Origin of the sequence: Stenotrophomonas sp. PA-6-5C, assembly GCF_021605635.1 — a bacterium.
Lineage (GTDB): Bacteria > Pseudomonadota > Gammaproteobacteria > Xanthomonadales > Xanthomonadaceae > Stenotrophomonas > Stenotrophomonas lactitubi.
The window spans coordinates 31,650-43,913 of record NZ_WKEE01000045.1 but is presented as its reverse complement, the minus strand read 5'-3'; the positions used below and the strand labels follow the sequence as shown (position 1 = coordinate 43,913).

Genomic DNA, 12,264 nt, shown 5'->3' with positions numbered 1-12,264 from the left:
CGACCAAGGTCGACACCTGCCAACAGCCGCCGGAACCTGTCGGGGGTGGGGCGGTGTGGGGCTGCAGGACCGTTGGCGCCATGGGCCCGAGGCATGCCTCGGGCGGGTTGGGCAGGACGCCCAACCCAGGTCTTGCCGTGTGCGCAGGACAGCGCACACGAGCAAGGCGCCATCGAGCCCCCATGGATGGGTTCACGGCGTGTCCCGCTTGCCCCCGCCCACCCGCACAGACCATGAAACCCAGCCAGCCGACGGCTCTTGCCGTTGCCGTTGCCGTTGCCGTTGCTCCCAGCGCAACGCGACGCCGCCGCGTCGCAAAAAAAACCTACACCAACACCAGCTCGATGCAATCCACCGGACACGGCGGAATACACAACTCGCACCCTGTGCACAGATCCGCAATCACCGTATGCATGTACTTCGCCCCACCGACGATCGCATCCACCGGGCACGCCTGTATGCACTTCGTGCAGCCGATGCAGTCAGCCTCCACGATCAATGCCACCTGCGGCGCCTTGTGCTCGCCCCGCGATCGATCGAATGGCAGCGCCGGCACACCCAGCACCTGCGCCAATGCCCGCGCCCCGGCATCGCCGCCCGGCGGACAACGATCCACCCCCACCTCACCACGGGCCATCGCCTGCGCATACGGGCGACAGCCGTCGTAGCCGCATTGCCCGCATTGGGTCTGCGGCAGCAAGCGGTCCAGGCGTTCGGTCAGGGGCGGAATCAGGCTCATGCGTGGCGAAGGCTGCGCGTGTGGTTACTTCAGGGGTTTGCCGCGGTACCAGCGCTCGTGCGCCAGGGCCAGCATCGGCCGATCTTCGGCGCTGTCACCGTAGGCATGGATGCGTGTGTAGCGTGACAGATCGAACTGGCGACGGATGTGCTCGACCTTGCGCGGGCCACAATCGCCACCGGCGTAGCGGCCGGTCAGGCGTCCGCTTTCGCTTTCCAGTCGATTGCAGATCAGCTGCAGGCCCAGTTGTTCGCACCACGGCCGCAGGTACAGGTCCAGTGAACCGGATACCACCACCACGGTGTGCTGCTGCTCTTTGTGCCAGCGGATCTGCTCCAGCATTTCCGGACGCACGACATCAGGCAGGAACTCGCGGGAAAAGCCCGCCGCCAGCGTCTCGATGTCATCGGCATGGCGCTCGCTGAAGGTCAATCGGGTCACCCGTGCGCGGATGCGCTCGGCGGAGATCAGCTTCAGCTTGTAGGCCAGCAGCCATGGGCCGACTTTCCACCAGGCCTGTGCCAGCTGTTCGGCGGTGGCAACCCGGCGCAGGAAGCGGCCGTAGGTGTCGCAGGTGGTGACGGTGTGGTCGAAGTCGAACAGCGCCAGTTCCAACGCAGCATCTCCCATCACGGTACCCCCCTTCGCGGTGCTCATGACCGGGCGCGGCCGGGGCCGCGCCCGTGTTGCATCAACGCACCGGCATGCCCGGTTGCGCGCTGCTGTCGGCGTCCAGCAGCGCCAGCGCGCCGCCATCGAAACCGGCCGACAGGATCATGCCTTCGCTCAGGCCGAAGCGCATCTTGCGCGGGGCCAGGTTGGCGATGAACACCACGCTGCGGCCGACCAGCGCTTCCGGCTCGCCGTAGCTGGCGCGGATGCCGGAGAAGATCTGGCGCTTGCCGAGCTCGCCGGCATCCAGTTCGAAACGCAGCAGCTTGTCCGAGCCTTCCACGAACTCGCACACCAGCACCTTGCCGATGCGCAGGTCGAGCTTGGCGAAGTCGTCGATGCCGATGTAGGCCGGCGCGTCAGCGCTCTTTGCTTCGTCCTTGGCCACCACCGGTGCGGCAGGCTGGCTTGCTTCAACCTTGGCAGCGGGGGCTGCAACGGCAGCGGTCAGGGTGTCCTTGGAGGCGTCGATCATGGCGTCAATCTTCTTCGGGTCGATACGGGTGAACAGCGGGGTGTACTCGGTGATGCGGTGGCCGAGCAGCGGCTGTGCCAACTCGGTCCAGTCATTCACCGGCGTGGCCAGGAAGGCCTCGGCCTGCGCGGCGGTGGCCGGCAGCACCGGCTTCAAGGCGGTGACCAGCACGCGGAACAGGTTCAGGCCCTGGCTGCACACCGCCTGCAGCTGCGCGTCGGCGCCTTCCTGCTTGGCGATCACCCACGGCTTGACGTCATCGATGTAGCGGTTGGCTTCATCGGCCAGGGTCATGGTCAGGCGGATCGCCGCGGCCGGGTCGTTGCGCTCGTAGGCTTCACGGATCGGCGCCAAACCATCGACGAAGCGCTGGTACTGCGCCGCGTCGGGCAGCTGCGCGGCCAGCTGGCCATCGAAGCGCTTGCTGACGAAACCGGCGCAGCGGCTGGCGAGGTTGACGAACTTGCCGACCAGATCGGCGTTGACGCGGGCGATGAAGTCGCCCAGGTTCAGGTCGAGGTCGTCGACGCCGCCACCGGACTTGGCGGCGAAGTAGTAACGCAGCGCCTCCGGTTCCAGGCCGGCATCCAGGAACGTACGCGCCATCACGAAGGTGCCGCGCGACTTGCTCATCTTCGCGCCATCGACGGTCAGGTAGCCGTTGACGTGCAGGCGGGTCGGCGCGCGGTGGCCGGTGCCGTGCAGCACCGCCGGCCAGAACAGGCCGTGGAAATTGACGATGTCCTTGCCGAGGAAATGATGCAGCTCGGTGCTGGTGCCGGCGCGCAGGTGCGCTTCGAAATCCTCGCCGATCCTGCTGCACAACGTCTGGAAGCTGGACAGGTAGCCGATGGGCGCGTCCAGCCAGACGTAGAAGTACTTGCCCGGCTGGCCGGGGATCTCGAAACCGAAGTACGGCGCATCGCGCGAGATGTCCCACGCACGCAGGCCACCTTCGGCGTTGAGCCATTCACCGAGCTTGGCCTTCACGCCGGGCAGGGCGACATCGCCGGCCAGCCAGTCGCGCAGGAAGCCGTCGAAGTGGCCGACCTCGAAGAAGAAGTGCTCGGAATCGCGCATTTCCGGGGTGGCCCCGGAGATCACCGAGCGCGGTTCCTTCAGGTCGGTCGGCGCATAGGTGGCACCGCAGACTTCGCAGTTGTCGCCGTACTGGTCGGCGCTGCCGCAGTTCGGGCAGATGCCCTTAACGTAGCGGTCGGGCAGGAACATGCCCTTGGCCGGGTCGTAGAACTGCGCCACCGAACGGCGGCTGATGTGGCCAGCGGCTTCCAGCTTCAGGTAGAACGCCTCGGTCAGCGCCTTGTTGGCCGCCGAATTGGTCGAGTCGTAATGGTCGAAGGCGACGCCAAAGGCGGCGAAATCGCGTTCGTGACTGGCCTGGATGTTGGCGATGAAGGCTTCCGGGGTGACCCCGGCCTTCTCCGCAGCCAGCATGATCGGCGTGCCGTGGGTGTCGTCGGCGCACACGAACCAGGCCTTGCCGCCGCTCATTCGACGCGCACGCACCCAGATGTCAGCCTGGATGTAGCCGACCAGGTGGCCCAGGTGCAGCGGGCCGTTGGCGTAGGGCAGGGCGGTGGTGACGAGCGCGGTACGGGTCATGGTCACGGGGTGCAGCCAGGGGGAACCGGGGATTATCGCATGCCCGCAACGCGGTGACCCGGCCGGAGCCGGGTCACTGGGGGCAGTGCAGGACCGGTGCGCTTACTCGCGCACCCAGGTCTGCGTGCGGCAGATGAAGGCGATGCAGCCGGCCACATCCAGCTTGGTGCCACCGGACTGGAGTTCCAGCTTGGACTTGTAGGTCTTGCCGTTGCCCGGGTCGAGGATGGTGCCACCGGACCACTTGCTGGTGCTGCCCTTGTCCTGGGCCAGGTTCCAGAGGATGGTCATGCCGCGCACCGGCTTGTTCTTGTTGGCGCCTTCGCAACCGTCGCAGACCGGGTTCGGGCCCTTGTCCGAATGCAGGATCTCGACCACGCGGCCGGTCAGCGTGCCGTTGGCGGCCTGGCTGATCTCGACGATCGACTTCACCTTGCCGGTCTTGTCGTCGATGGTCTTCCAGCGGCCGGCGGCACTGTCGGCGGCCTGCGCGGAGAGCGCGGCCAGGCACAGCGGCAGCGCCAGCAGCAGGGTCTTGAAGGTCTTGCGCATGGTCCCCTCCCAGGGTTCATTCCGGCACGATGCCGGTACGGGTCGACTGTATACCCATTCGGCGGGGTATGGGGAAGGGGGGCTTGGCCGGGCTGCGCCCGGCACCCGCAACGGCAACGTCAACGTCAACGTCAAAAGCAACGGCAACAGCGGGCGTTCCGTGGGATGGCGGGGTGGGTCCGGTTGCGGGGGACGCTGCAAGTCCCCCTCCGGGGCCCGGCCCAGCCGCTGGCGGCTGTGCGTTCGGGCGCTTGCGAAGCAGTGCTTCGCAAGCAAAGCGCCCTCACCCCTGTAAGCTCGGTCGCGCCATCCATGGCGCTCACGCCCCCGCAACCGGACCCACCCCGCCTTCGACAGAGTCCTGCGATCTGTGGGAATGGCGTGGCCTGCTCTAGGTGGGTGTCGACCTTGGTCGACACTTGGATCCATGCCATGCATGGATGAACACCTGTCGGAATGGCACGGCCTGCTCTTGGTAGGTGTCGACCTTGGTCGACACGTAGATCCACGCCATGCGTGGATGAATTTCCTCGATTGAAAAACGCTCAACCGACTTCGTACAGCTCCAGCGGCAGGTCGTCGGGGTCGGCGAAGAAGGTGAAGCGGCGGTCGGTGTATTCGTCCACGCGGATCGGTTCGCAGGCTACGCCGTGGCTGGCCAGGCGTTCGATGAACGGTTCCAGCGCAGCCACCCGGAACGCGAGGTGGCGCAGGCCCTGGGCTTCGGGGCGACTGGGCCGTGCCGGTGGCGAGGGGAAGGAGAACAGTTCCAGTTGGCCGCCATCGGGCAGGGCGAGGTCCAGCTTCCACGAGTCGCGTGCGGGGCGGTGGTTCTCGGCCAGTATGCGCAGGCCCAGCACGCGCACGTAGAAGTCTTTCGAGCGTGCGTAGTCGCTGCAGATCAGTGCGGCATGGTGGATGCCCAGCAGGCTGGGGGTTTCGGTGGTCATTGCAGTGTGTCCAGCCAGCGCTGGGCGATCTTCAGCGCCAGCGGATAGGGTTCGGGGGCGTTGCGGTTGCTCAGCACGATCACGGTCAGGTGCTTGTCCGGGTAACGCAGGATCACGTTGCGGAAGCCGATGCTTTCGCCGCTGTGCCACTGCGCGCGGCCGTTCAAGCGCCAGCCGAAACCGTAGTGCGGTACGTCCGCTTCGGTGGTGGCGGTGGCCGGGCTGAACATCGCCTTGCGTGATGCGGCTGACAGCAGGCGGTCGTCATAGAGGGCTGCATCCCAGCGGGCGAGGTCGTCCAGCGAGGCGTAGATGCCACCGTCGCCGAGTACGGCGCTGGTGGTGCTCTGGTCGGTGCGTTGCCAGTGGCCGTCAATCTCGCTGTAGCCATAGGCACGCTGCGCCACCACGTCGACACCGTCCTGGTGGGCGACGGTGTGTGCCATGCCCAGCGGCCGGAAAATGCGCTGCTGCAGGAAGCTGGCAAAGTCGCTGCCGGCGGCGCGGCCGACGATCAGCGCCAGCAATGCGTAGCCGCTGTTGCTGTAGCGGTACTGCGTACCGGGCGCGAAGGCGAGCCGATCTTCGCTGGCGAGCAGGGCCAGCACATCGGCGTCGTGCACCTGCCGGGTGTCGGCAGGGTCCATCAGGTCTTCGTAGTCCAGCAGGCCGCTGGTGTGCGACAACAACTGGCGCAGGGTGATGGCGGCAGCGGCGGGCGGCAGTTCCGGCAGCCAGCGCCGCGCCGGCTGGTCCAGCGCGAGGCGACCGTCCTCGACCAGCAACAGCACGGCGGCGGCAGTGAACTGCTTGCTGACCGAGGCCAGGCGGAAGTTGCTGGCCGGCGTCACGGCGCTGCCATCTTCGACCACGGCCAACCCGTAGCCGCGGCGGAATACCGGTTGCCCGTCGTGCAGTACCAGCACCGCCGCACCCGGCACCTGCCCATCGTAGGCCTGCATCAGGCCATCGATGCCTGCATCCGGCGGCGCCAGCGGTGCCGCCGCCAGGGTGATCGACGGCAGCACAGCGAGGACGGCGATACACAGCAGGGCGGCAGCGCGCATGGCAGCTCCGTGACGGTCAGGGTGCGGGTGCTGGTGCTGGTGTTGCCGCGGCCGCGGCCGGCTGGGCCAGCCAGCGTTCGATCTTGTGGTCCAGTACATCCAGTGGCATCGAACCGTCCTTCAGCACTTCGGCATGGAAGCGGCGCAGGTCGAACGCTGCACCCTGGCGTGCCTTGGCCTTGTCGCGCAGGGCGATGATCGTGGTCAGGCCCGCCACGTTGGACAGCGCCTGGCCGGGCTGCGCCATGATCCGTTCGACCTCGGCGTTGGCGTCGTCGCTGCTCATGTCCACGGTCTTCTGCAGATAGGTCACGGCCTGCTGCTTGCTCCAGCCCTGCGCATGCACGCCGGTGTCGGCGACCACGCGCGCGGCGCGCAGCAGGCGCGAATACAGATAGCCGATGCGGTCGTACGGATCGGTATACGCGCCGAGGTCTTCGCCGAGGGTTTCCGCATACAGGCCCCAGCCTTCGACGAAGGCGAGGTCACCACCAAGGCGGCGGAAGCGCGGCAGCTTGGTCAGTTCCTGCTGCAGGCCCAGCTGCACGTGGTGTCCGGGAATGGCCTCATGCAGATACTGCACCGGCACGTTCCAGCGCTTGCGGCTGGGCAGGTCACGGGTGTTGACGAACAGCACGCCGGGTTGTCCCGGGGGCGACGGCTGATAGGAGGCTGCGGCGGCGGTCATGGCGCGCTCCGGCTCTACTGCATGGATCTGCAGCGGCGCCTTCGGCAGGGTGTCCAGCACCTGCGGCAGGCGTGCATCGACCTGCTGCTGCACCTGCCGGTAACGGTTGAGCAGCGCGTTGGCATCGCTGTACTGGAACTGGCGATCATTGCGCATGCTGCGCAGCAGCTTGGCCTGCGAACTGCGCAGCTTGCCGTCGCGCATCACCGTAGTGATCTGCGCCTGCAGCTCCTGCACGCGCTGTTCGCCCAGCGCGTGCAGCTGCGCGGCGGTCTGCTGGCTGGCGGTGGTCTGCACGATCAGGTTGGCGTACCAGGCCTGGCCATCGGGAAGGGCGCCCAGGCCGCTGCTGCTGCGCGTGGCAGGCAGGTATTCGGTGGCGATGAAGCCACGCAGGGCGCGGTAGGCCGGCATGATGCGCAGTTCGATCATGCGCTTGTACTCGGCGCTGATGCGCGCCTTGTCTTCGGCGGAGATGGACTCGGGCATGGTCCGGATCGGCGACCAGAAGATGCTCTCTTCGGCGGTCGGCTTGATCACCGCATCCAGCTGCGGCAGGACCTTTTCCATCAGGTCGCGCGGCTGCACCACGCCGGCCTTCATGCCCTGGCGCATGTTGGCGATGGCCTGGTCGAACAGATCGGGAATGCCCAGCGAGCGGCGCGACCAGGTGTCGTAGTCCTTGGCCGTGTTGAACGGCTGCGCGCCGGCACCGGCGCCGAGGATGGCCATGATGCTGCCGACGTTGTAGTACTGGCTGATCGGCATCATCCAGCTCGGATAGCGTTCGGCGGCCAGCGAGGCGCGGGCGTCACGCACGAAGATCTCGTAGCTGAGCAGGTCCTGCCCCTGCAGGCCGTCGCTGCCGATCTTCTCGACCTTGCCCAGCCATTCGGTGGTGAAGTCGTGCGATTGCTGGCGCCAGGCGGCGGAAAGAATATTGGGCAGCTGGTCGTTGTAGCGCGGCTCGCCCTGGAAGGTCGCCTGCAGCGGGTTCAACCGCATGGAGGCATCCCAGTATTCGTCGTACAAGCGCTCCAGCTGCACCTGCTTGGGCACTGCGCGGGCCGGGGCGACCGGACGCGGCGCGGCGCGGCGCGCCGAACTGCCGCGGGCCGGCGGGGTGGCACGAGTGCCGGCGCGGGCCTTCGGCTTGGCCGCCTGGCGGGTCTGCGAGGCGGCGGGGCGGCTGCCCTTCTTCTTCGCTGCTTCGGCCGGCGGAACGGCGCTGAACAGGAACAACGCGGCGATGGCGGCGGCCAGGACGCGGGGGGAATACGGCATCAAGAAGCTTCCGTGGAACACAGACCGTGGAGCTTGCACGATCCGTGCGCGTACGGCCAGCGTGAGGGCGCAGTCAGCTTGCGCGCCGCTGGGGCTTCAGTCAGCCGCGGCTGCGGCGCGCAGGTCGGCGGCGCGGTGTTCGCCCAGATAGCGGGTGATTGCACGGCGCATCAGGTACAGCAACGGAATCAGGGCGATCGCAAAGCCCATCTTGTAGACATAGTTGACACTGCTGACCGCCAGGAACAGCGATGTCGGCCAGTGCTGCGGGCCGAGCACGAAGGCGATCCAGATCACCACGAAGCTGTCCACCAGCTGCGAGACCGCGGTGGAGCCCGTTGCACGCAGCCATACATGGCGCTCGCCGGTGGCCTGGCGGATGCGATGGAACACCGCCACGTCGATCAACTGGCCGAACAGGAACGCCACCAGCGAGCCCGCGATGGTCCACATGCCCTGTCCGAACACCGCCGCGAACGCGGCCTGGTAATCGGGCACGCCGTGGCCATCCATCGAGGTCACCCACCAGCTGGCCGGTGCCAGCGAGATCGCAGCGAAGGCGAACAGGAAACCGTAGGCGATCAGCACCACCGCCAGCCACGAGATGAAACGCACCCCGCGCTTGCCGAAGAATTCGTTGATGGTGTCGGTCATGATGAACACCACCGGCCACAGCAGCGTGCCGGCGGTGAAGCTCAACGAGCCGGTCTGGCCGAACAGGTTCCAGTTCAGCGGGTCGATGCCGAGGGTGTCTTCCAGGGCGAAGATCTTCACCCCGATCAGTTCGGCCAGTACGGCGTTGCCACAGAAGAACGCGGCCAGCACGATGAACAGCAGGACCGCGCGGTCCTGCAGCGGGCGCGCGTGCGACGCCTCGCTCATTCGGAACGATCGCCAGCGCGGGTGAACGGAACGCTGGAGGGCGCCACTGCACCGCCGGAAATGATGAAGCTCATCGCCTGGTCCACCGTCCAGTCGGTCGGGGTGAGCAGCTCGACGGGCACGATCTCCAGATAGCCCGAGGTCGGGTTCGGCGTGGTGGGCACGTAGACGGCCGCCAGTTCGCGGTCGGTGCCCTGTTCCTTGATGACCCGGGTGACCAGGCCGACCGATTTCATGTCGCGATGCGGGAAGTCGATCAGCACCACGCGCTGGGTGCTGCCCGGCTCGGTCTGCAGCATGTCCAGCAGCTTCTTGGCGCTGTCATAGATGATGCTGGCCAGCGGAATGCGCTTGATGATCGCACCGACCCAGCGCAGCAGACGCTGGCCGACCACGCGGCGGCTGGCCACGCCCACCGCCAGGATCACCAGCAGGGTGGCCAGCAGGGCGATGGTGTTCTGGATCCATTCGGCGCGGACCCAGCCGAGGTAATGCGGGAAGCTGGTCGCGATCTGTTCGGACAGCGGTACTACCAGTGGGCTGGAAATGCCCGACAGCAGCACGAACACGAATTTGACCACCACCCAGGTCAGCCAGATCGGCAACAGGGTCAGCAGGCCGGTCAGGAACAGGCGCTGCAGGGAGGGGCGGGGAACCAGGGCGGGGGCTTCGAGCGACATGCGCCCATTGTAGCGGTCGCGGCCGCTCGTTTACGCTGTCCGTTGGCGGTGCAGGCCATACAGGGAAGGGATGCCGTGTTGAGGATGCTGCGGTGGTTGAGCTGGGCAATGCTGGGGCTGATGGTGATGGCCGTCGCGGCATGGCTGCTGTCGAGGTTCTGGCCGTTGTCGGCCGCCCAGCGGGAAGACAGGCGCCTGCTTGAGGCCGTGCAACCCAACGAAGGTCGCAACGGCTTCGCCCTGCTGTGGACGCTGCCCTTCGATGGGCTGGACCAGGCCCAGCGTGAGGCGGCGTTGGCCGACGATCTGCAGCGCTGGAAGGCCTCGCCATCGCAGGCGTCGCACGCCTCGTTGCTGGCGGCCAAACACGCACCGTTGACTCTGGATGGGGCAGGTCGTTGTGCCGTCGGGCCCGTCGGCTGCCTGGCACAGGTGCGCGCTGATCCGCAGCGCTTCGCTGACGCCCACGCCGGGCATGCCGGCCTGCACCAGCGACTGGCCCGGTTGGCGGACTACGATCGTTTCGATTCCCCGTTCCAGCCCTTCGAAAGCCAACTGCTGCCACTACCGGCGTACACGCCGCTGTTGGATGGCGCCAGTGCGCAGGCACTGGCCTATCTGCAGGGCGATGTTGCCGGTGCCGTCGAGGCAGGCTGCAGATCGGTTCGGTTCGGGCGGCGGATGATGCGCACCGGCAGCACGGTGGTGGACAGCATGATGGGTGCCGCCGTGGTGAGGTCCCATGCTGCATTGCTGGGTGACATGCTGGTCGAGCAATCACCGGATTACGTGCTGCCCGCCTCCTGCGAGGCGGCGCTGCAGCCGCTGGACGCCGACGAGCAGAGCCTGTGTCAGGCGATGCAGGGCGAATTTGCGATGAACAAGGCCGCCATCGAGGCGTCCACGCAGACAGCAGGTGGCCGTCTGCTGCTGGATCGCGACCACACCCTGGCCCGCATTGCCGGCAATTTCGGCTGGGCATGCCACCCCGCTGCAGTGAAGGCGCTGGCAGCCGATGTCCCGCTCCTTGCCCCGCCACCGCCCCGATGGGATGTGGGCTGCGTGGCCAATCCGCTGGGATGCACATTGAGCGCCATCGCCGGGCCGTCCCACGCACAGTACGCGACGCGCAGCCAGGACGCAGCGGCGATGATCCGCCTGCTTGGCGCGCAGCGCTGGCTGCGGCAACAGCCCGGGCCACCCGACGAGGTACTGGCGCGGTTGCCGGCACAGTGGCGTTCGGACGCCCGCATGCCACAACTGTCTGCCGACGGTCGCCACCTGCAGGTATTGCGGCGTGGACCAGCGCGCGAAGGCGAGGGCCCGTATCTGTCGATGCCGTTGCGGGCGGACTGACGCGGGCTCAGTCGCCGTCGCCGAGCGGATTGAATGCCCAGCCATCGCCAACGCTGTCCAGCGTCCAGCGCTTGCGGTCACCCAGGGTCTGCCAGCGCACCTGTTCCTTGTCGTCCTGCATGCTGCCTTCGGTCAGCTTCACCTTGCCGGTGGAGAAGTTCACATTGAGGCCTTCGGTCTGCCCGGAATTGCGCATCATCGAGTCGCGGTCGTAGCCGATCAGCGCGAAGGCGCCTTCCTGCCAGCGGAACGTGAACGTGGTGGTGCTGGTCGACCAGCTGCCCGCGCTGGAGAACGAGTACAGCCCTACCCGCAGTGCGCCGCGCTGGATCGACACGCCGGTGCCTTCTGCCAGCGCGTCGCTGAGCACGGGCGAGTCCGGCCGCGGAATGAGCGTGTGGTTCTGCGCGGCGAGCACATAACCGGACGGTCGTGCAAAAGCGATGGCGAGGATGCGCGGGTTGCTGTCATACGGCGACGGCCCGAACCCATCGTGCTCGATGATGTTGCGTGGGTCCTGCTGGCGCAGCACCAGCGCAAGGTCGGCGCGCCCGTCCTGGTCGAGGTCGCCTTCGATCCGGTATTCCAGCGCCCAGCCGACTGGTACGAAAGCCTCGGCCGTAGCGGCGTGCGCCGGCAGGGTGGGGTAGCGCACCGGCGGCACGTCCAGTGCTTCGACGGCGAAGGGCAGCGCGGTCAGCGCCGCAGCAAGGACGAAAAGGCGCATTGCAGCCTCCATGGCAGGGCTGCAGAGGATAGCGGGGCGCCAGCCGGCCCGCTTTACCGTGCGTGTGGCTTCAAGCGCACATAGACCTGCTTGCGTACCTGCGCGACGACCTCGCCGGCTTCGTCCACCACGTCGTTGCTGAACCAGCGCAGCACTTTTTCGCCACCGGCCGCTGCCGTGCGCAGTTCATCCAACAGGGCGTCGTCGATGCGGAAGGACGTGCGTACTGTGCCGCGGCCGGGCTTGAGGAAATCGATCGCACCAGCACGATCCCAGACGTAATAGTCACGGCCCAGGGTGTGCATCAGGCCCAGCATCCAGAACGGATCGGTCATCGCGAACAGGCTGCCGCCGAAGTGGGTGCCGACGTAGTTGCGGTTCCAGGGACGCAGGCGCAGTTCCACGTCGATCTGCCGGTAGTCCGGGGTGATCCGGGTGACATGGATGCCGGTGAACAGGAACGGTGGCCACAGATTGATGCCGAAGCGGAACGTGCTGGCTTTCATGCGGGAACCGGGCAGGGGGCGGGGCCCCAGTCTAACCATTCGCATGCGTATGTTGTAGCCCGT

General features: G+C 67.0%; 12 protein-coding genes. 1 reads left to right on the top strand and 11 read right to left on the bottom strand.

Annotation, left to right across the window (positions count from 1 at the left end):
• Positions 1-325: 325 nt before the first annotated feature.
• From rnfB to GIW57_RS17655, 9 genes are all read right to left on the bottom strand, one after another.
• Positions 326-739, bottom strand: coding sequence for an Rnf electron transport complex subunit RnfB (gene rnfB, locus GIW57_RS17695; RefSeq protein WP_100461287.1), 414 nt, complete (start codon positions 737-739; stop codon positions 326-328).
• Positions 740-763: 24 nt separating this feature from the next.
• Positions 764-1,354, bottom strand: coding sequence for an HAD family hydrolase (locus tag GIW57_RS17690; RefSeq protein WP_025879084.1), 591 nt, complete (start codon positions 1,352-1,354; stop codon positions 764-766).
• A 76-nt stretch (positions 1,355-1,430) separates the two neighbouring features.
• A complete protein-coding gene (gene metG, locus GIW57_RS17685) occupies positions 1,431-3,509 on the bottom strand; it encodes a methionine--tRNA ligase (RefSeq protein ID WP_236512174.1) in 2,079 nt (692 codons plus the stop codon).
• A 102-nt stretch (positions 3,510-3,611) separates the two neighbouring features.
• Positions 3,612-4,061 (bottom strand): DUF2147 domain-containing protein, encoded by a 450-nt coding sequence (locus tag GIW57_RS17680; RefSeq protein ID WP_100553177.1) that lies wholly within the window; start codon positions 4,059-4,061, stop codon positions 3,612-3,614.
• 545 nt (positions 4,062-4,606) lie between these two features.
• Positions 4,607-5,011 (bottom strand): VOC family protein, encoded by a 405-nt coding sequence (locus tag GIW57_RS17675; protein ID WP_236512173.1) that lies wholly within the window; start codon positions 5,009-5,011, stop codon positions 4,607-4,609.
• Positions 5,008-6,078: a serine hydrolase domain-containing protein gene (locus GIW57_RS17670; RefSeq protein ID WP_236512171.1), complete on the bottom strand. Its 1,071-nt coding sequence runs from the start codon at positions 6,076-6,078 to the stop codon at positions 5,008-5,010. The genes GIW57_RS17675 and GIW57_RS17670 overlap by 4 nt, the downstream gene beginning before the upstream one ends.
• A 16-nt stretch (positions 6,079-6,094) precedes the next feature.
• Positions 6,095-8,050 carry a DUF885 family protein gene (locus GIW57_RS17665; RefSeq protein ID WP_236512169.1) on the bottom strand — a complete coding sequence of 652 codons (1,956 nt, stop codon included), beginning with the start codon at positions 8,048-8,050 and terminating at the stop codon, positions 6,095-6,097.
• 96 nt (positions 8,051-8,146) lie between these two features.
• Positions 8,147-8,932 carry a queuosine precursor transporter gene (locus GIW57_RS17660; RefSeq protein ID WP_236512167.1) on the bottom strand — a complete coding sequence of 262 codons (786 nt, stop codon included), beginning with the start codon at positions 8,930-8,932 and terminating at the stop codon, positions 8,147-8,149.
• The gene (locus GIW57_RS17655) at positions 8,929-9,612 is read right to left on the bottom strand and encodes a DUF502 domain-containing protein (RefSeq protein WP_236512165.1); all 684 of its coding nucleotides are present in this window, start codon (positions 9,610-9,612) and stop codon (positions 8,929-8,931) included. Before GIW57_RS17655 ends, GIW57_RS17660 begins: the two co-directional genes overlap by 4 nt.
• Positions 9,613-9,696: 84 nt before the next feature.
• Here GIW57_RS17655 and GIW57_RS17650 point away from each other — a divergent pair, with 84 nt between their 5' ends.
• The gene (locus tag GIW57_RS17650) at positions 9,697-10,968 is read left to right on the top strand and encodes a hypothetical protein (protein ID WP_236512164.1); all 1,272 of its coding nucleotides are present in this window, start codon (positions 9,697-9,699) and stop codon (positions 10,966-10,968) included.
• Positions 10,969-10,975: 7 nt separating this feature from the next.
• Here GIW57_RS17650 and GIW57_RS17645 read toward each other — a convergent pair whose 3' ends face one another.
• Together GIW57_RS17645 and GIW57_RS17640 are read right to left on the bottom strand one after the other, a co-directional pair.
• Positions 10,976-11,695, bottom strand: a complete 720-nt coding sequence (locus tag GIW57_RS17645) for a hypothetical protein (protein WP_236512163.1) — start codon at positions 11,693-11,695, stop codon at positions 10,976-10,978.
• 53 nt (positions 11,696-11,748) lie between these two features.
• Positions 11,749-12,201 carry a DUF4442 domain-containing protein gene (locus GIW57_RS17640; RefSeq protein ID WP_032975063.1) on the bottom strand — a complete coding sequence of 151 codons (453 nt, stop codon included), beginning with the start codon at positions 12,199-12,201 and terminating at the stop codon, positions 11,749-11,751.
• Positions 12,202-12,264 lie beyond the last annotated feature (63 nt).